The sequence below is a fragment of the Pontibacillus salicampi genome (assembly GCF_042434395.1).
GTDB classification, from domain to species: Bacteria; Bacillota; Bacilli; order Bacillales; family BH030062; genus Pontibacillus; species Pontibacillus salicampi.
On sequence record NZ_JBHLTP010000009.1, the window covers coordinates 19,381 to 39,180 of the forward strand.

The 19,800-nt window shown below is 39.1% G+C and carries 20 protein-coding genes; 15 read left to right on the top strand and 5 right to left on the bottom strand.

The window, feature by feature from the left end:
• The first annotated feature begins 145 nt into the window (after positions 1-145).
• Both ACFFGV_RS10420 and ACFFGV_RS10425 read left to right on the top strand, forming a co-directional pair.
• Positions 146-949 (top strand): inositol monophosphatase family protein, encoded by an 804-nt coding sequence (locus tag ACFFGV_RS10420; RefSeq protein ID WP_377347494.1) that lies wholly within the window; start codon positions 146-148, stop codon positions 947-949.
• A gap of 101 nt (positions 950-1,050) precedes the next feature.
• The gene (locus ACFFGV_RS10425) at positions 1,051-1,668 is read left to right on the top strand and encodes a YczE/YyaS/YitT family protein (RefSeq protein ID WP_377347496.1); all 618 of its coding nucleotides are present in this window, start codon (positions 1,051-1,053) and stop codon (positions 1,666-1,668) included.
• Between the two features lie 56 nt (positions 1,669-1,724).
• On the opposite strand, the gene ACFFGV_RS10430 is transcribed toward ACFFGV_RS10425, so the two are convergent.
• Positions 1,725-1,907: a DUF5325 family protein gene (locus tag ACFFGV_RS10430; RefSeq protein WP_377347498.1), complete on the bottom strand. Its 183-nt coding sequence runs from the start codon at positions 1,905-1,907 to the stop codon at positions 1,725-1,727.
• 147 nt (positions 1,908-2,054) lie between these two features.
• Here ACFFGV_RS10430 and ACFFGV_RS10435 point away from each other — a divergent pair, with 147 nt between their 5' ends.
• Positions 2,055-2,423, top strand: a complete 369-nt coding sequence (locus ACFFGV_RS10435; protein WP_377347500.1) for a YlaH-like family protein — start codon at positions 2,055-2,057, stop codon at positions 2,421-2,423.
• Between the two features lie 18 nt (positions 2,424-2,441).
• Positions 2,442-2,726, top strand: a complete 285-nt coding sequence (locus tag ACFFGV_RS10440; RefSeq protein WP_377347502.1) for a hypothetical protein — start codon at positions 2,442-2,444, stop codon at positions 2,724-2,726.
• Positions 2,727-2,971: 245 nt separating this feature from the next.
• On the opposite strand, the gene ACFFGV_RS10445 is transcribed toward ACFFGV_RS10440, so the two are convergent.
• The gene (locus ACFFGV_RS10445) at positions 2,972-3,175 is read right to left on the bottom strand and encodes a YlaI family protein (protein WP_377347504.1); all 204 of its coding nucleotides are present in this window, start codon (positions 3,173-3,175) and stop codon (positions 2,972-2,974) included.
• A 198-nt stretch (positions 3,176-3,373) separates the two neighbouring features.
• Here ACFFGV_RS10445 and ACFFGV_RS10450 point away from each other — a divergent pair, with 198 nt between their 5' ends.
• Positions 3,374-3,682 carry a YbyB family protein gene (locus tag ACFFGV_RS10450; protein ID WP_377347507.1) on the top strand — a complete coding sequence of 103 codons (309 nt, stop codon included), beginning with the start codon at positions 3,374-3,376 and terminating at the stop codon, positions 3,680-3,682.
• Between the two features lie 198 nt (positions 3,683-3,880).
• Here the strand turns inward: ACFFGV_RS10450 and ACFFGV_RS10455 are convergent, their stop codons facing one another.
• Positions 3,881-4,468: a YhcN/YlaJ family sporulation lipoprotein gene (locus ACFFGV_RS10455; RefSeq protein ID WP_377347928.1), complete on the bottom strand. Its 588-nt coding sequence runs from the start codon at positions 4,466-4,468 to the stop codon at positions 3,881-3,883.
• A 121-nt stretch (positions 4,469-4,589) separates the two neighbouring features.
• Between ACFFGV_RS10455 and ACFFGV_RS10460 the strand changes: the two genes are divergently transcribed.
• Positions 4,590-5,918 (top strand): PhoH family protein, encoded by a 1,329-nt coding sequence (locus ACFFGV_RS10460; RefSeq protein WP_377347509.1) that lies wholly within the window; start codon positions 4,590-4,592, stop codon positions 5,916-5,918.
• 89 nt (positions 5,919-6,007) lie between these two features.
• Here ACFFGV_RS10460 and ACFFGV_RS10465 read toward each other — a convergent pair whose 3' ends face one another.
• Entirely contained in the window at positions 6,008-6,499 is a 492-nt protein-coding gene (locus ACFFGV_RS10465) for a hypothetical protein (RefSeq protein ID WP_377347511.1), read from the bottom strand.
• Between the two features lie 85 nt (positions 6,500-6,584).
• Here ACFFGV_RS10465 and glsA point away from each other — a divergent pair, with 85 nt between their 5' ends.
• The 5 genes from glsA (at position 6,585) to ACFFGV_RS10490 (ending at position 13,555) form a co-directional block, all read left to right on the top strand.
• Positions 6,585-7,517 carry a glutaminase A gene (glsA, locus tag ACFFGV_RS10470; RefSeq protein WP_377347513.1) on the top strand — a complete coding sequence of 311 codons (933 nt, stop codon included), beginning with the start codon at positions 6,585-6,587 and terminating at the stop codon, positions 7,515-7,517.
• A gap of 89 nt (positions 7,518-7,606) precedes the next feature.
• Positions 7,607-7,888 (top strand): Fpa/YlaN family protein, encoded by a 282-nt coding sequence (locus ACFFGV_RS10475; RefSeq protein WP_377347515.1) that lies wholly within the window; start codon positions 7,607-7,609, stop codon positions 7,886-7,888.
• Positions 7,889-8,178: 290 nt separating this feature from the next.
• The gene (gene ftsW / locus ACFFGV_RS10480; protein WP_377347517.1) at positions 8,179-9,408 is read left to right on the top strand and encodes a putative lipid II flippase FtsW; all 1,230 of its coding nucleotides are present in this window, start codon (positions 8,179-8,181) and stop codon (positions 9,406-9,408) included.
• Positions 9,375-12,818, top strand: a complete 3,444-nt coding sequence (gene pyc / locus ACFFGV_RS10485) for a pyruvate carboxylase (RefSeq protein WP_377347520.1) — start codon at positions 9,375-9,377, stop codon at positions 12,816-12,818. Before ftsW ends, pyc begins: the two co-directional genes overlap by 34 nt.
• A gap of 338 nt (positions 12,819-13,156) precedes the next feature.
• On the top strand, positions 13,157-13,555 hold the full coding sequence (locus ACFFGV_RS10490; RefSeq protein WP_377347522.1) for a VOC family protein: 399 nt from the start codon (positions 13,157-13,159) through the stop codon (positions 13,553-13,555).
• A 143-nt stretch (positions 13,556-13,698) separates the two neighbouring features.
• On the opposite strand, the gene ACFFGV_RS10495 is transcribed toward ACFFGV_RS10490, so the two are convergent.
• Positions 13,699-14,628, bottom strand: a complete 930-nt coding sequence (locus tag ACFFGV_RS10495) for a COX15/CtaA family protein (RefSeq protein ID WP_377347930.1) — start codon at positions 14,626-14,628, stop codon at positions 13,699-13,701.
• Between the two features lie 562 nt (positions 14,629-15,190).
• Between ACFFGV_RS10495 and cyoE the strand changes: the two genes are divergently transcribed.
• From cyoE to ACFFGV_RS10515, 4 genes are all read left to right on the top strand, one after another.
• Complete coding sequence (gene cyoE, locus ACFFGV_RS10500) at positions 15,191-16,126, top strand: heme o synthase (protein WP_377347525.1); 936 nt, start codon at positions 15,191-15,193, stop codon at positions 16,124-16,126.
• 75 nt (positions 16,127-16,201) lie between these two features.
• Positions 16,202-17,284: a cytochrome c oxidase subunit II gene (gene coxB, locus ACFFGV_RS10505; RefSeq protein WP_377347527.1), complete on the top strand. Its 1,083-nt coding sequence runs from the start codon at positions 16,202-16,204 to the stop codon at positions 17,282-17,284.
• Positions 17,285-17,313: 29 nt separating this feature from the next.
• Positions 17,314-19,173 (top strand): cytochrome c oxidase subunit I, encoded by a 1,860-nt coding sequence (ctaD, locus tag ACFFGV_RS10510; RefSeq protein WP_377347529.1) that lies wholly within the window; start codon positions 17,314-17,316, stop codon positions 19,171-19,173.
• The gene (locus tag ACFFGV_RS10515; RefSeq protein WP_377347531.1) at positions 19,170-19,799 is read left to right on the top strand and encodes a cytochrome (ubi)quinol oxidase subunit III; all 630 of its coding nucleotides are present in this window, start codon (positions 19,170-19,172) and stop codon (positions 19,797-19,799) included. The genes ctaD and ACFFGV_RS10515 overlap by 4 nt, the downstream gene beginning before the upstream one ends.
• The last annotated feature ends 1 nt before the right edge of the window (position 19,800 follow it).

The following is a 19,800-nucleotide window of genomic DNA, read 5'->3' on the forward strand; positions in this document are numbered from 1 at the left end:
TACTCGTTCTTTTTGTTTGACCAGAATAGAGTAGATGTGAAATTATTTCCTATTTTTGATACACTTACTGTACTATCATGAGGAACTAGCCTGTGAACAATGGAGTGACAATCACGCAATCTAGATATAGAAGGAGCACTTTTGTATGAATGAACAACAAAAACAATCACTTTATGATAATGCGAAGCGCTGGGTGCTAGAGGCCGGAGAACATATTCGTACTAAAATGCATCAGCCGTTGGTTATTGAAACGAAATCCAACCCTGATGATTTAGTTACAGAAATGGATCAGGATACAGAAAAATTTTTTGCGGAAAAGATTAGAGAATCCTACCCCGACCATAAGGTATTAGGAGAAGAAGGATTCGGCGATGATGTTAAGGACTTAGATGGCGTAACATGGATTGTAGATCCAATCGATGGAACTATGAATTTTGTTCATCAAAAACAGAATTTTGCTATATCGGTTGGTATTTTCAAAGATGGTATAGGTGAGATTGGATTCATTTATGATGTGATGAAGGACTGTCTGTATCACGCAAAGCGTAACGAGGGAGCTTATAAGAATGATCAGCTTCTACCTGCTCTTGCCAATTCCATACCGTTAGAGGAAGCCATCATAGGACTAAATAGTACATGGGCTGTTCCGAATAAAAAAGTCGACGAGAATGGCATCCACCGTCTTATCCGTAAAGTGAGAGGTACTCGCTCTTATGGGTCAGCAGCTCTTGAATTTGCTTATATAGCAGAAGGGATTATGGATTCCTATATAACAATGAGATTAGCACCGTGGGATATCGCTGCGGGTATTGTATTAGTCCATGAAGTAGGTGGAAAAGTTACGAAGGCAAACGGGGAACCAATAAATATGTTGGATAAACAATCCATCCTCGCTTCCAATGCTTCTATTCACAAAGAGATATCAATGAATTATATATCATTTAAATAAAATAGATTTAGGAACTAATGGAGAAATGTAATCCAAGTCCTAGCACAGGATACCCTGTGCTAGGATTTTACATGAGCTTACCTAGCAAGGAGGGGGTAGTAATGAAAAGGACAGGTTTTTATTTCGTTGGCATTCTTATTATGACGTTAGGCATTAGCCTCACCATCCATTCTGGTCTAGGGACGATGCCATTTGACTCTTTAAATGTAGGATTAACAAATACATTTGGACTAACTCCTGGAACATGGGAAGTGATAAACGGAGGAGTGCTAATTGTCATTAATGCTATGCTGCTTCGTCATCGACCAGATCTGTTAGCACTTCTAACTGCATTCATTACAGGAGTGGGAATTGATTTCTGGTTGTATCTTGTCCTTTCTTCACTTCCGGTTCACACGTTTCTATCTTCCTTTATCCTGTTAGTTACGGGGATAGCTTTAGTTGGGGCGGGGGTTGCTACATATGTAAAAGCTCGCTTTGCCTACAACCCTGTAGATGGGTTTATGTTTGCTATCAAGCAATTAACTGGATTCAGTTTAGGAGCTAGTAAAGCAATAGTCAGCCTCTTGTTGCTCGTTATTGCTTATTTCCTGAATGGTCCAATTGGAATGGGGACAGTATTAGCTGTCATTCTTATCGGTCCAATAATCAACTATTTTCAAAGTGTATTAGATAGAACCGGGGGTAAGATGGAAAATTCCGCTAAACATGGAGCATAACAAACATAGAAAAGCCTACTCCCAACTTGTGGTTGGGAAGTAGGTGAAGACAGTGGCTAGGTTTTGCTTAATCGTTGCTTTCGCTTAATAGTAAACCCAAAGCCCATTGTTGCAAAACCCATAAATAGAAATAACACAGATACTAAAAAGGCTCGATAACCAATTGCTACACCGACTAGCATAAAGAAGAAGACTGCCAGAATAGCGATGGCAAATAAGGGGATATTGATTTTTCTCATCTTTTCACCTCATTCATGCTGTTTAGTAACAGTTTACAAGATTTTGATGTTTTTGAAAATGAACCAGGGAAAGTGGTAGAAGAAATGGGAAAGATTTAGTATCATTAGAATTGATTTGAAATGGCAGGGAATATAGGAGGAACACCAATGGAACAAACAAATACAATGCCAGTACCAGATGATTTGTCGTTTTTTGCGAAATTGTTATTTAATGGGCTTGGGGACGAGCTTAATATAACGGATGACAATGAAGTAGCAATCGCTATTCGTGGGGCGATTATTTTATACTTAATTACGTTAACTCTGGCGATTGTTACGTATAAACTCGGCTTCGCTAAAAAACTGCCTCCATTAAAAGCGGCGGTTGTATATCTTGTCCTCGCGCTCGGCTGCATCATTTTAACCGTTCCACTAGGACTTTCTTTACCAATTGCAGAAGGATTAGTGGTAGCCTCTCTCGTATTAGGTATATATCGTCTCCGTTTGCACAGAGAACGGAAGGAACGAAATGCGTAGTATTTAGGAGGAGAGACAATGCAATCATTACAGGATACTGTGTATAATTGGCTTACCATAAAAGTGGTAGCGGATACACGACCTGATGATACTTCGGCGGTTGAAACCTCTGCTTTTTTCTGGGAATTGTTGAAGGAGGAACACCACGTACAAGATATCAATGTAGAACGATTAGAGGAAATGTATGTGGTAGCTTGTCAAACAGCAACAGAAACAAGGATGTATAGATTTCCAACAGAACTTATTGACTGTATGCACAACACCATCAAAGAGGAGCCGGAGAAATTCCGGAATTATGAGTAAAACAACTGTTAAATACAAGTTGTTGTTACATTTCTCCACATAAGTAATGGGTAGCTAATAGTAGACCTGTAGTCCATATATTTCGTTAATTAAGAATAAAATAAAAAGAAGTGTTTAGGGGAGGATTGGGTATTCCTTTATTTACCAGACCATTCCTTCCTCTCCTGGGTGTATGAGATTATTGTTATCATGAAGCTTATGATAGGGAATAAAAAAAGGAGACCCGAGCGGGTCTCCTTTTTTACTTATGATAAATGTTCCTCTTTAACAGGTTCACGATATAGCTTGAAATTACCAGTTGCCAATCTTTCATTCGTTCTTTCGCGAATTCTCTCATGACATTGTTGGCACATGTAGGTATGAATTCGTCTATTTCTCATGCGTTTAGCTTGTAGGCAATTGGGATCTATTTTATTAACTTCATCGCACAAGACACATTTAACTCTCATACTTTCACCTCAATCTGTGCTCTTTGCTTACTTATTATAACAGATGTTACCTATTAAATTCGAATGTAATTTTATGTAATGCGCAAATTTTCTTACAAAACGAAAGGGTTTTGATCGTAACCTGAAGAATATAAATAGTGTTTAACCATTACTTTTTGTGGGAAAAGTAACTCATAGAACTCATAAAGGAGTGTGTAGATGATGAAAAAACGTTGGATTTACTCTGCAGTAGGTGCAGTAGGTGCAGGTGCAGCTGCTTATTTATTAAAAGACGAATCTCGTCGTACACAATTGAAAGAAAAAGCAAAGGATTTATCTACTTCTATGAAAGATTCTCTTCAGAAGGACCATAACAACGATTTACCTGTAGAGAAAGCTGGTGTTCCTGAAGTTGACTCTATTGAAAATACCAAAATGGTCGACGAAGGTTCTCAATTTGGAGTACAATATTATAATCAAGTGAAAGAACAAGATGCAGAAGAAATTGAAGAAAAACAAAATGCCTAAATCCATTATGTATGGATTTAGGCATTTTTTTGTAAAGCTCTGCTTTTCATGCCCATTCTAAAGAATTCATGAAGATATTTGGGTTTTGTTAAAATCCTGTAAATGCAAGGGTTCATCATTTCCTATAGAGTATATTTGTGATGAAATAAAACTAACCACACAAGGTTAACTCACCCAAAAGATAGGGGGGGTAAATGGTTATTTGTTTTTATAATGGTTAGACTGCTCATCTTCAATTTGTTCTAATTCTTGCTCTTGCTTTTTGGGTATGTTGTTTTTGTTCTGATCAGGTTCATCTGGTTTGTCCTGAGGTGCTGGAACTTCCGGCATGTATCTTCCAATAATGGCAGCTAATTCATCAGTAATACCTTGCACCGGATGACCTTCTTGAACTTTTCGTGCCATCTGTTTAATGCGTTCATATCCATCTGCATCAGCAACAACGACAGCATTTTTTCCGTAAGGGTCTTTCTTTAAAGCTTCTGCAACAGAATATTTAATAGAGCCTACTCTAGATCGATCCAATTCTTTATCAACGTCAATACCAACAACTACATAACCACCAACTACAAGAGCAGTAGTTCGATGAACGTCTGGAACATCCTTGGCTACTTTCGCCAGATGTTCTGCTTGTTCTTGATTACTTAGTTCCTTTTTTGGTACAGGATCAGAGTCTTGTACCTGAACATATGGAGAAGATTTTTCTTGTTTGGGAAGGCTTTCCTCTTCTTGATTCTGACATGCAGCCAGTAGAGTAAGGACAACTATATACGTTAAATATCGCATCATATTTCCTCCTTTATTTGTTCATATATTTTGAAGTTCGTCTAACTTTATACATCTCAGCATATAGATTTAATAGGTAGCCTTGCCAAACTATGTAGACTAATTCTCAGGAGGCGGCTGAATGAAAAAAATTTATGTCATCGATACAAATGTGTTATTGCAAGACCCGAAATCCATCTATTCCTTTGAAGAACACGAAGTAGTCATCCCGGCAGTGGTGCTAGAAGAAGTGGATTCCAAGAAGCGAAATATGGATGAAATTGGTCGAAATGCAAGAGAAGTATCCAGAATTATGGATAAATTAAGAGGACAAGGTAAATTACATGAAGGGGTGACATTGGTAAATAAAGGGACTCTTCGTGTTGAATTAAACCACCGTTCTTTTTCCAAGCTGGAAGAAGCATTTGTAGAACGAACAAATGACAATAGAATTTTAGCTGTAGCCTTAAATTTACATTTGGAAGAGAAAGAAAAACGCTCGAATAAGGAAATTATTCTCGTTTCCAAAGATATGCTCATGCGTATTAAAGCAGATGCAATGGGATTAATAGCAGAAGACTTCCTTAGTGAACGAGCTGTCAATGAAGATTCCATCTATAATGGATTCAAAGAATTGTATGTTAATGAAGATGAAATTAATTTGTTTTTCCAAACAGGGGAATTGGACTTACAGCAGCATTTCGGAGGGAGCCTTAACCCAAATGAGTTTGTGATACTGAAGAATCGGACTAACCCTTCTCATTCCGCTATCGGAATGGTTCGAAATCAGGAAGGACTCTTACAGAAGTGTAGATTTCAAAATGAGCAAGCGTGGGGAATACGCCCTCGTAATGCTCAGCAGGTAATGGCACTGGAGCTTCTGTTAAGAAGAGATATTCCCCTTGTGACAATCGCAGGTAAGGCTGGAACTGGAAAAACATTATTAGCTCTTGCAGCAGGTTTAATGCAAATTGAGGATTTTGGATTTTATAAGAAATTACTTGTCGCTCGTCCTGTTGTACCAATGGGGAAGGATATTGGCTATTTGCCAGGTGAGAAGGAAGAAAAGCTCCGCCCTTGGATGCAGCCCATCTATGATAATTTAGAATATTTATTTGATGTGAAAAAGCCGGGAGAGTTAGATGAAATATTGTCTGGAATAGGATCTATTCAAGTAGAAGCACTCACGTATATTCGTGGTCGGAGTATTCCAGAACAACTAATACTCATTGATGAAGCACAGAATTTGACCAAGCATGAGGTAAAAACCATTTTAACGAGGATTGGTGAAGGCAGTAAAATTGTATTGCTAGGAGACCCTCATCAAATTGATCATCCGTATTTAGATGAATACAATAATGGATTAATTCATGTAGTAGAAAAGTTTAAGGAACAAAAATTAAGTGGACACGTGAAGCTTGTTAAAGGAGAACGTTCCCCTCTTGCTCAATTAGCTGCAGATTTTCTATAATCACTTATATAAAAAATCAGGCCGGGTCAGGCCTGATTTTTTATTGGAATGTTTTCTTATTACTTTTTAGAGGAAAAGTAATAGCAATGCTAGGAAATAATTATTTTTCGGATTCCCTTAATTGGATTATCTTGATTTGTCCCGTCTAAATAGTATAAGTGTACAGGACCTTCCTCTTGAATGGGTTTTCCATCTTTGGCAAACAATAATGCTGCTTGTTGTAGTTGCTCTAGGGAAATCGTTTCAGAATGTTTTTCTGTCTCTAGAGTCGCCTCCACTGCATTCTCTTTTATGGAGGCATGTTCAAGGAAATGATAAAGGGGCATTACATACGTTCCTTCTAAAATCTTCTTCTTGTCAAAGGTTGAGATACTTTTATTTACGGGAGGATCTAGCTTCTGCTGATATACTCCTCTATCCCAAATTTGAGCTTGTTTCTTCAATTCATCTTCTTCTGCTTGTTGACGGGAATGATTAGATGTGAACGCTTCCGAAAAATCAATTTTTCTATCATCGAATATCCAGACGGTTGGGTCCAGCGTAATGGTATAGTGTACATTTCCTGTCAGTTGAATGACCATATTACGACATCCTTCCTTGGTAAAAAATAGAGTCTGCACCTAGTATATCGAACAATTGCTGGTTGTGCATTAAGGAGGAATCATATTGCAAAAAAAAATAACTCAACATCAACTAGAGGAATGGCTAGAGCATGTGGAACCATTTACACAGTTGGGAAGAGTCCCAGACTATATCCCCGCATTGGCAAAGCAAAGCCCGGATAATATAGCAATCAGTGTTGTTTATAAAAATGGGGAGTGTGTAAAAGCAGGGAACTTAAATCACACCTTTACCTTACAAAGTATCTCAAAGGTAATTGCCCTAGGACTTGCTTTAATGGACAAGGGGGAGGACTTTGTGTTTGCTAAGGTTGGGATGGAGCCAACAGGTGATCCCTTCCATTCCATTGCAAAACTGGAAACCACTAACCCCTCTAAGCCATTGAACCCAATGATCAATGCAGGAGCGTTGGCAGTAACAGATATGATAGAAGGCTCCAACCCAAATGAGAAAATTGGGAGACTTTTATCATTTGTACACGATTTAGCTGGAGACAATTCGATTGAAATCGATATGGAAGTGGCGGAGTCAGAATTTGAAACGGCTTATCTGAATCGTTCCCTAGGCTTTTTCATGAAACAAACAGGCATAGTGGAAGGCGACGTGGAAGAGTTGCTCACTACCTATACAAGACAATGCTCTATTGATGTTAATATCCAACAGCTGGCTCGTATAGGGGCTGTATTTGCTAACGAAGGGAAGGACCTAGAAACAGGGAGACAAATTATCCCTCAACATCTAGCTCGAATTTGTAAGACGTTTATGGTAACATGTGGGATGTACGATGCATCCGGAGCATTTGCTATTCGTGTTGGAATTCCAGCTAAGAGTGGAGTTTCAGGAGCGATAATGGGATCCCATAATGATTTTGGCGGAATAGCCGTTTATGGAGCAGCCCTTGATGAAAAGGGGAATAGCGTAGTAGGATTGCAATTATTAGAAATTTTATCAAGCCGGTTGGATCTGTCCATTTTTTAGTGGAAGGCAAGCAGATTGCATCTTGCATTTTTGCCTGCAAACCGCTAATATAAATACAAGAAAGTCTGTTTTTATCGGAGGGGATTACCGTGTCATCTGAAGTAGCGATCGATCATCGCCAACAAGCATATGCCCTTCTAAAGGCCGATGCGGAAAAAATAGCAAGACTTATTCGGGTTCAGATGGATAATTTAACTATGCCGCAATGCCCTCTATATGAAGAGGTTCTCGATACACAAATGTTCGGACTATCTCGGGAAATTGATTTTGCGGTTCGATTAAATCTAGTAGATGAAGCGGACGGCAAGAAGCTTCTCGAGAATTTAGAACAAGAATTAAATGCGCTGCACGAAGCATCTCAGAATTCTTGATTATGAAACTCAAATTACACCTCGTGGTGATAATTTGAGTTTTTTTGCATTTGCAGTCCTTTAGACCAAATGCCCTGCATTTCTGTAAAAGGATAGTAAGGAGGGATGGGAAGCTGAAATATTGTGCGATATTTTGCCTATATTAAAAAAAATCAAAGGAAAAGAAGGAATTTCCCCTCTTTTTCTAGTAAAACATAGAAGAGGAATTGTGTCCTTACATAAATAGATTATAACAACGTAGAATAATAGGTTATCGAATAAAGATAGTCTAACAAGAGGATGAATAATCGATGAGAAAATTATTTAAAGAGTTTGATTTCACATTAATATTTGCACCACTTGCATTAACCGCGTTTGGAGTAGTAATGATTTACAGTGCCTCCATGGTATATGGAGTAGTGAAATTTGACGTATCAAGTGATTATTATTTAATGAAACAATTACAATGGGTTGTATTAGGGATTATCGCATTTGTAATTGCCATGTACTTTCCTTACCAGAAATATCAAAAGCTCATGCCACTCATGATGCTATTTATTTTAGGCAGTTTAACGTTAGTTTTATTTATTGGCAGTAATAAAGGGAACGCCAATTCATGGTTTGATTTTGGGCCGTTTAGCTTTCAGCCGGCAGAGCTTTCAAAGATAGGTTTAATCATGTATTTAGCCTCGGTACTTTCTAAAAAACAAGCTTATATCAATCATTTCACAAAGGCAGTTTTACCTCCAATCGTGTTAACTATAATTGTCCTTGCTTTAATTGGTATTCAACCTGATATTGGTACAGCAGCGATTATCTTTTTAATGGCCTGTACTGTTATTTTAAGCTCCGGTATTCGGTTTAGACATATATTCTTACTCGGTATCACAGGGGCATTATTACTTATAATTGCCATTCCCAATATGAGCTCAACGGAAAGGATTTCTCGTTTTACTGGTGCCTATCAGCCATTTAACGCACCTGATGCTGATGGCTATCATTTAATTCAATCATATATTGCAATTGGAACTGGTGGTATTACAGGTGAAGGATTAGGTCAAAGTGTTCAGAAGCTTGGTTATTTATTAGAACCCCACACTGACTTTATAATGGCCGTAATTGCAGAAGAATTAGGGGCTCTCGGAGTTTCCATTGTACTAGGATTATTGTTGTTACTCGTACTTAGAGGGTTGTATGTTGCTAGAAAATGTAAAGATGCTTTTGGTAGTTTACTAGCTATAGGAATTTCTTCAATGATTGGCATTCAAGCGTTTATTAACTTAGGCGCAATAAGCGGAGTACTACCGATTACTGGAGTTCCGCTTCCATTTATTAGTTATGGAGGTTCTTCGTTAATTGTCTTACTGGCATCTGTTGGGATCTTAAATAATATTGCCAAACAGACTAAGTTAACGGAAGACTACACATATACCAAAGAAACATCAAATGAAGAGACTATGAATTCAAGCATTGGAAACAGTCGTACACAACCTAAAGGAGGAAAATCATGGGTCAACGCAAGGAAATCAATAAGGTACTAGTAGCGAACAGAGGAGAAATTGCTATCCGAGTATTCCGTGCCTGTACTGAACTAAACATTCGTACAGTCGCGGTCTATTCTAAAGAAGATAGTGGTTCTTATCATCGCTATAAAGCAGATGAGGCTTATTTAGTAGGAGAAGGAAAGAAACCGATTGATGCGTACCTGGATATTGAAGGCATTATTGACGTTGCAAAATCTGTAGGAGTGGACGCAATCCATCCGGGTTACGGATTCTTGTCAGAAAACATACACTTTGCACGCAGATGCGAAGAAGAGGGGATAAACTTTATAGGCCCCACAAGTGAACACTTACATATGTTTGGTGATAAGGTTAAGGCTCGGTATCAGGCAATTGAAGCCAACATACCTGTTATCCCTGGTAGTGATGGTCCAGTAGCTACCCTTGAAGAAGTGAGGGATTTTGGCAAACAGCATGGTTATCCAATAATAATAAAAGCCTCCTTAGGTGGCGGAGGTAGAGGTATGAGAATTGTACGCAGTGAAGAAGCACTAGCGGATTCTTATGACCGTGCCAAGTCGGAAGCTAAGGCAGCCTTTGGCAGTGATGAAGTTTATGTCGAGAAATTAGTAGAAAATCCGAAGCATATTGAGGTGCAGATTTTAGGAGACGTGGATGGCAACATAGTGCACCTGTATGAACGTGATTGCTCCGTTCAGCGTCGTCATCAAAAAGTGGTAGAGGTTGCTCCTAGTGTCTCCCTCCCAGATGGTATGAGGGAAGAAATTTGTGATGCAGCTGTCCAATTAATGAACAATGTACAATATGTCAATGCAGGAACAGTAGAATTTCTAGTATCCGGTAATGAATTTTATTTTATTGAGGTAAATCCTCGCGTACAAGTGGAGCATACCATTACTGAGTTAATTACCGGTATTGATATCGTACAAGCACAAATTATGATAGCAGAAGGCTATAACCTATACGAGCAGCCACTTGGAATACCTCATCAGGAGGATATTAAGACTCATGGTTTTGCGATACAATCACGAGTAACGACGGAGGACCCTCTTAATAATTTTATGCCAGATACAGGGAAAATCATGGCCTATCGAACTGGCGGAGGTTTTGGAGTGCGGTTGGATGCCGGTAATGGGTTCCAGGGTGCCGTAATATCTCCATTCTATGATTCCTTACTTGTTAAAGTGTCCACCTGGGCACTTAGCTTTGAACAGGCAGCAAATAAAATGGTTAGAAATTTAAAGGAGTTTCGTATTCGCGGAATTAAAACCAACATACCGTTTCTTGAAAACGTTATCTTGCATCCGAAATTTTTAAATGGCAAGTACGACACAACATTCATTGATCAGTCTCCAGAATTGTTTGTGTTCCCAAAGCGTAAAGACAGAGGAACCAAAATGCTTACCTATATTGCAAGTACTACGCTGAATGGATTCCAGGGCGCTGAAAACAAGAAAAAACCAGCATTGCCTAAAGCTCGTATGCCACACGTTGACCATAATATAGAGGTGCATAAAGGAACAAAGCAGCTCTTGGATGAGCAAGGCCCTGAAGCAGTAGCGGAGTGGTTAAAGCAGCAAAATGAAGTGCTTTATACGGATACGACCTTTCGGGATGCTCACCAATCATTATTGGCCACTAGAGTTCGATCTAAAGATTTAGAGCAAATTGCTGAGCCAACTGCTAAATTACTACCTAACCTGTTTTCTGTTGAAATGTGGGGCGGTGCGACATTTGACGTTTCCTACCGTTTCTTGAAGGAGGACCCTTGGCAGCGTTTAATTCATTTAAGAGAAAAGATGCCAAATGTCCTGTTCCAAATGTTGCTAAGAGCAAGCAATGCAGTAGGGTATAAAAACTATCCAGACAATTTAATTAAAGAATTTGTTGAGAAGAGCAGCCAGGCTGGTATAGATGTCTTCAGAATCTTCGACAGCCTCAACTGGGTAAAAGGGATGACGCTTGCCATTGATTCCGTTCGCAACAATAATAAGATTGCAGAGGCAGCCATTTGCTATACAGGAGATATATTGGACTCTTCTCGTCCGAAATATGATCTTGCCTACTATAAAAGCATGGCAAAGGAACTGGAGCAAGCAGGATCCCATATATTAGGCATTAAAGATATGGCAGGCTTATTAAAACCGGAAGCTGCATATCAGCTCATATCCACTCTGAAGGAATCTGTAGACATTCCAATCCATTTGCACACGCATGATACAAGCGGAAATGGAATATTTACTTATGCTAGAGCAATAGAAGCAGGTGTAGATGCAGTTGATGTTTCAGCAAGCACTATGTCAGGCCTTACATCGCAGCCAAGTGCAACTAGTCTATGGTATGCGCTTGCTGGAAGTGAGAGGCAGCCTCAAATGGATATCAAAGCATACGAGGAACTTGGTCAATACTGGCATGATGTGAGAAGCTATTATCATGACTTTGAAAGCGGTATGGTGGCCCCTAATTCAGAAGTATATGAACACGAAATGCCTGGAGGTCAATATAGTAATTTACAGCAGCAAGCTAAAGCAGTGGGGTTAGAGGATAAATGGGATGAAGTAAAAAAGATGTACCGCCGAGTGAATGACATGTTTGGTGATATCGTTAAGGTAACTCCATCCTCTAAAGTAGTAGGGGATATGGCTTTATTTATGGTTCAAAATGGCTTAAATGAAGATGATGTATATGAGCAAGGGGATTCGATTGACTTCCCTGATTCTGTTATTGAATTTTTTGAAGGATATCTAGGTCAGCCATATGAAGGTTTCCCTCAAGAATTACAGCGAATCATATTAAAGGGGAGAAAGCCTGTCTCAGAACGACCTGGAGAGCTAATGCCACCTGTAGACTTTAAGGAATTAAAAGAATCATTGTTCCATAAGTTGGACAGGCAAGTAACAAGCTTTGATATGATTACGTATGCACTATATCCGAAAGTGTTTATGGATTACCATCAATTTTATGAGCAGTATGGAGATATGTCTGTGCTTGACACTCTTACATTCTTTTACGGTATGCGGTTAGGGGAAGAAATTGAAGTAGAAATTGAACAAGGTAAAACGTTAATCGTTAAGCTAGTTTCCATCGGAGAGGCTCAACCAGATGGAACAAGGGTTGTCTACTTTGAGTTAAATGGTCAACCAAGGGAAGTGGTAGTTAAGGATGAGAACATCCAGTCTACTATAGAGGAAAGACCTAAAGCAGATAAATCGAATGACCGTCACATCGGTGCTACCATGCCGGGTACTGTCGTGAAAGTCATTGCTGAGGATGGGGAGAAAGTAAACAAAGGTGATCATATTATGATTACGGAGGCAATGAAAATGGAAACCACTGTACAGGCACCTTATGAGGGAACAGTCAAAAAAATGCACGTAAAAAATGGAGAAGCTATACATGTCGGGGATTTATTAGTGGAATTTGAATAAGTTCAAGGAGAAAAGAAGACATCATTTAGGTGTCTTCTTTTTCTATTTTCTTTATTGATGGCTTATGTTGTATTGAGGGAATAGAGGAATACATGATGCTGAATTAGTACAAGCGAAGAAGTTGTTGATAGGGCCAGAATCACTCCGATTACACAACCCCACATGAGCTGTACTTTCACACTAAAATTTCTCATCATTAAAAAGGTACCTACCTATCAACAATATGCATAAAGATTTTTCGTAAGGTGACAGAATATGTTTATATCAAACGATGCAGAACACTTGTTCTTGTTTGTTGGATAGTGTACACTACATATATATAATAGGAGGCTGATGAAATGGCAAATCTCTATCCATATTTATTTTCTACTAATGCAAGAGAGCAAGCAGCATTTTATGCAGAAGCGCTAAATGGGGAAATTCGTAGTATTCAAACGTTTGAAGAAGCCCCAGGAACAGACGATGCATTGCACGACAAAGTTATGCACCTTGTGCTTCAGGCAGCGGGGCAAACCTTCTTCATGGCAGATGATGTCGCTTCGGATAAAGTGAAGGGGACTAACTTGGATTTGACTTTAGAGTTTGAACAAGAAGAAGATGCAAGAATGGCTTTTAATGGATTATCACAAGGTGGAAGCATCTTAATGCCTTTTGAGAAAATGTTTTGGGGAGCTATGTTTGGCAGGGTAGAGGATCGGTATGGAGTTAGATGGCAAATTAGTACAGTTCAATCTTAAGGGCATGTGCTTACATGTTGATATAGTTTACGTACTGATTAAGAAGACTTATTTTCCATTACAGAGATTTAGCTGATAAAAAAGTAAAGCCGTGCTACTCTTTTAGTAGCACGGCTTTACTGGTACCCCTTATTTTAAAGGTATCATTCTCTTTTCGTCTCTTTTTCATAGCGGGCACTTCTTGAGGATAGGAGCATGAAATAACTACATATACCAAAGAAACAGGCAACGATAAGAGCGTGTAATAGTGCAATGCCAAGATTCAATTTAGTAACGATAATCATAGCGCCTAAAAAGACTTGGATGACTAGTAACAATAATGCAGCTGTCCAGCCACCGCGCATGACCTTGCTTGTTTTATATTTTTTCATGACTTTAATAAAAAGGATAATTACCCAAATGAATAATATTGCAGCTGCTAATCTATGGCCCATCTGAGCCCACTGATGGAAATTGTAGCTTCCAAAAGCAAATGGAGATCCATTGTTACAGAATGGCCATCCTCCACAGACCAGACTGGCATCTATATGTCTTACAAGGGCTCCCGTATAGGTCATTAGAAGGGTATATATAGACAAGGCATAGATTTGCATTCTCATTCCTTTATCAATATATAAAGACCGGGCATCGAATTTCTTGTCTACTTCAAAGATTAACAATGTCAGTACTAAAATGGATGCAAAGGATATTAAAGATATTCCGAAATGCATGGCCAGCACAAAGTCAGATTGTCCCCATTTCACTGCAGCTGCCCCTATTAGTCCCTGTAATACAAGGAAAAATACGGACAATAGTGCAAGCAATTTGGTTTCTCTGATATGTCCTATTTTACGCCAGGATAAAACCGCCAATATGAGTACTAGAAAGCCGACACCACCAGATACTAGGCGGTGGCTTAATTCTATTATTAACTCGAAAGTAATTTCCGATGGTAAGATTTGTCCATGACACAACGGCCAACTATCTCCGCAGCCCATTCCTGATTCTGTCTTGGTCACTAATGCTCCACCTATCAATACAAAAAGCATACCCAGGCTACATAAGACGGCTACTGTTTTTAATAATTTCAATATATTCACCCCACTCATTTACCTGAGGAACTAGATACATATTAATATAAGAGAAGGAAAACGTCCAATCTTATTCAAGCATGTCACCAAATCGACACAAAAGTGGAATGTTCTTTGTACTAAAGTAATCGGTATTTTGAACGTTAAATGAATGAAGGTATTCAATTTAATGAAAGAAAGTATAAAAAAACCTTGCAATAATACGGGTTGTTTGCTAGAAATATATAGGAGGTTTGTCCATTTTCGAATTCATTTAGACTGTATGTGAAATATTTGTGAAACTTTATTTTGTATAACTCAACTCATTTACTCCGATTATAGTAATGACAGAGAATGGAACAATGCCGCAATTGTCGAAAATTCGCAGAATGAAATAGATAGATAAGAAATAACATGATACAATGTACAAGACTTAATCTGTAATTTGTAGACAATAAAGCAATCTATAAAGTTCATAAAGATGTCACACAAACACCCTCCATATATGAAATAAGTGTGAGGTATAATGGTAGTGCGGAGTGTTAAGGCTTCGTGAGGATTTGCTGAAGGAGGAGAGTTGAGAGCTATGAATAATCCAAGAACAATGGAATCAACTTCTCAAGTTATAAAATCAGCCGATGGAGCCTCCACCTCCACTTTTATGGCTGACATATTATCCTTAATTAAAATCGGGATTATTAATTCTAACTTAATGACTACTTTTGCGGGATTTTGGCTTGCTATATATTTTACAGGCGAATCATTCTTTGATCATTGGGGAGCATTTTTACTCGTAATGTTGGGGACAACACTCATCATTGCAGGGGGATGTATTCTAAATAACTATTATGATCGTGACATTGATCAGGTTATGTCCAGAACACAAAGTAGGCCGACAGTGACGGGAACTATTCCGCTGCGATACATTCTTATGATGGGGATTGGTATCTCCATTGCTGGAGTAGTATTATTGGCATTGACTACCTGGACAGCTGCATTCATTGGTTTGTTTGGGTGGTTTACGTATGTGGTGTTATACACCATGTGGTCCAAGCGAAAATATACCATTAACACTGTCATCGGTAGTTTCTCTGGTGCTGTACCACCGCTAATCGGTTGGGCTGCATTAGATGCTGGTCTACATCCTGTAGCATGGGGATTGTTTTTTGTTATGTTTATTTGGCAGATACCACATTTTCTAGCATTGGCTATTAAAAAATGTGAAGAATATCGTCAAGCAGGTATTCCGATGCTGCCTGTTGTACATGGTACACCTATTACAAGACGGCAGATTGTTTTATATGTAGCTTGCTTATTACCATTGCCGTTCTATTTGCATAGTCTAGGCACAGTTTTCCTAGTTCTGGCATTACTGTTGACATTAGGTTGGTTAGCATTAGGGGTTGCCGGGTTCTTTATGAAGGATGATATGAAATGGGCAACGTGGATGTTTATTTATTCCTTAAACTATTTAACCATTCTATTTATAGCAATGGTAGTTGTTACTTTACCAATTTTTTAATGAAATCAGGGAAACTCTTGTAGTTTTCCTGATTGTCATAATATAAAGAAAGAAGAGAAAGAGAGGTATCATTTGATGAAAGGATGGATGGGAAAGTCGCGCATTCTGTTTACATTGAGCTTGCTCATGCTTTTCTTAGCAGGTTGCGGTGATCCACAACTATCAGCTCTCCAGCCTAAAGGTGAAGGCGCTGACACTATTTATGATCTTATGATGTTAAGCGTTATCATAATGGTGTTTGTAGGTGTAGTTGTAATGGTGATTTACTTTTTTGTACTTATTCGTTATCGCCAGAAGAAAGATCAAGAAGATTTTATTCCAAAGCAAGTGGAAGGAAATAAATTCCTTGAGTTCTTATGGACAATCGTACCAATCATCTTGTTAGTCGTTCTTGCAGTACCAACTGTACAAAAAACATTTATGTTAGCAGATACGACACCACCTGAAGACAAGAAGGATGAAGCGATTACCATTGAGGTAACAGGAAAGCAGTATTGGTGGCATTATAATTATAAGGGTCAGGAGATTCAAACGAGTCAAGACCTATATATCCCTACAGGGGAACGCGTATACTTAAAACTTACTGCTGGTGATGTTATTCACTCATTCTGGGTGCCTTCCATAGCAGGTAAAATGGATACGAACCCTGGAAAGAATGAAAATGAAATGTTCCTTCATGCCTATGAAGAAGGAGTATATCAAGGTAAATGTGCTGAGTTGTGTGGACCTTCTCACTCTCTTATGGACTTTAAAGTTGTTGCTGTAAGTAATGAAGAATTTGATCAATGGGTAGAAGACATGAAGAATGTTAATACTGATGCAACTCCAGAGTCTCAGTCTGCGCAAGAGGGTAAAGAATTGTTCCAAGAGAAAAACTGTATGGCTTGTCATGCTGTTGGTTCTTCTCCAGCAGCGGTAGGACCAAACTTAACAGCTTTTGGAGATAGAGATAAAATTGCGGGTATTCTAGACAACGATAAAGAAAATCTGATTGATTGGCTACAGCATCCTGAAAAAATAAAACCAGGAAATAAAATGACTGGTAAATATGGAAACACGGATGCAGAAAATCCATTGACAGATGAGGAAGCAAGTAAAATTGCTGATTATTTATTACAACTGAAGCCTTCAGAGATTACACCTGAAGATGCACAGTAGGGAAAATAGAGAGATAAGGAGGTCGTAGCGTGAGTACAGCGACTGCGCAAAAGAAAGGCTTCGGTGCCACTCTTTGGGATTATCTGACCACAGTTGACCACAAAAAGATAGCTATCTTGTATTTAGTGGCTGGTGGATTCTTTTTCCTTGTAGGCGGCATTGAAGCAATGCTTATTCGTATTCAATTAATCGCGCCGGACAATGAGTTCATTTCGGCTGGACTTTATAACCAAATGTTCACAATGCACGGCACGACGATGATTTTCTTGGCAGCCATGCCACTGATTTTCGCGCTAATGAATATTGCGACACCATTGCAAATCGGTGCGCGAGACGTAGCGTTTCCATTTCTAAACTCATTAGGATTTTGGCTGTTTTTCTTCGGGGGAGTATTACTAAACCTGTCGTGGTTTTTCGGAGGTGCACCAGATGCTGGTTGGACAGCCTATGCACCACTCTCCACAACTTCACCAGGGCATGGTGTAGATTATTATGTATTAGGACTTCAAATATCTGGTGCGGGTACGTTGATTGGTGGTATTAATTTTCTGGTAACCATTGTCAACATGCGTGCTCCTGGTATGACATACATGCGGATGCCATTGTTTACATGGACCGTATTTGTAACTAGTGTACTTATCTTATTTGCGTTTCCAGCATTGACAGTTGGTCTATTCCTAATGATGTTTGACCGCCTGTTTGGAGCGAATTTCTTTGACCCGGCTATGGGTGGTAACCATATTATTTGGGAGCACCTATTCTGGATCTTTGGTCACCCAGAGGTTTATATTCTGGTTCTTCCGATTTTCGGACTATTTAGTGATATCATTTCAACATTCTCTAAAAAACGTCTATTTGGTTATTCAGCAATGGTATTTGCTGTAGTGCTAATCGGATTCTTAGGATTTATGGTTTGGGCTCACCATATGTTTACAACTGGCCTTGGCCCTGTGGCTAACTCCATATTTGCTATCGCTACCATGGCAATAGCCGTTCCAACCGGTATTAAAATATTTAACTGGCTGTTTACGATGTGGGGAGGAAGTATTCGAATGACTGTTGCCATGCTTTGGACAGTAGCATTTATTCCTTCCTTTACTCTAGGTGGATTTGGGGGAGTTATGCTGGCAGTGGCAGCAGCTGACTATCAATACCACGACACGTATTTCGTTGTGGCACACTTCCACTATGTAATTGTAGGTGGAGTCGTCTTTGGTTTATTTGCTGGCGTAACCTACTGGTGGCCAAAAATGTTTGGTAAGATTCTGAACGAAAAGTTAGGTCATTTAGCATTTTGGCCATTTTTCTTCGGTTTCCATCTAACATTCTTTATACAGCACTTCTTAGGCTTAATGGGAATGCCACGTCGTTATTGGAAATTCCAACCGGAATCCGGTCTTGATTTAGGAAACCTTGTAAGTACTATTGGGGCCTTCCTCATGGCGATTGGAACCGTAATTTTCCTAATTAATGTAGTGTACACTTCCATTAAAGGTGAGAAAGCAAGTGATGACCCTTGGGACGGACGTACATTGGAATGGTCGATTCCTTCTCCACCACCGTTCTATAACTTTAAACAAACTCCGCTTGTTCGCGGACTTGACCCATTGTGGATTGAGAAACGTCAAGGAAATGGAAAGATGACCCCTGCAGAACCACTTGGGGATATTCACATGCCGAATAATACAATCATTCCATTTATCATGTCCTTTGGGCTTTTTGTATCAGGATTTGGTTTCATCTATCAAACGGATGACAAAGCATGGTTAATTGTTGCCATAGCAGGTATGCTCATTACCCTTGGCTCTATGTTTGTTCGTTCTGTGAAGGATGATCTTGGATATCATATTCATAAAGAGGATTTGGAAAAGGGGGCTGGTTCTGAATGAGTGCAGAGGAATTAAAGGAACTGAAACCAGGTCAGAGTCCAAATGAACCGGAAAAAGCTACCCTTGAAGGAAAGAATAAATTTCTTGGATTTTGGTTTTTCCTTGGAGGAGAAACAGTTCTCTTCGCAAGTTTATTTGGAACTTACTTAGCTCTTAAAAACTCAAATTTGGATGGTCCTCCAGATGAAGAATTGTTTGGTTTAGAGCTTGTTTTCATCATGACGATGATTCTACTTACTAGTTCATTAACTAGTGTGTACGCGATTTATCACATGAAGAATTTAGATTTCAAAAAGATGCAGCTATGGTTCGGTATTACCGTATTACTTGGCTTTGCCTTCCTCGGCTGTGAGATTTATGAGTTCTATGAATATGTGCACCATGAAGGACATACCTTTACTTCATCAGCATTTGGCTCGGCCTTCTATACGCTGGTAGGCTTCCACGGCGGACACGTAGTGTTTGGTCTTCTGTGGTTTATAACGCTTATGGCGCGAAATGCCAAGAGAGGCTTGAATTTATACAATGCTCCAAAGTATTATATTGCTTCTTTATACTGGCACTTTATTGACGTAGTATGGGTATTTATCTTCACGGTTGTTTATTTGATGGGAAAGGTGGGGTAAG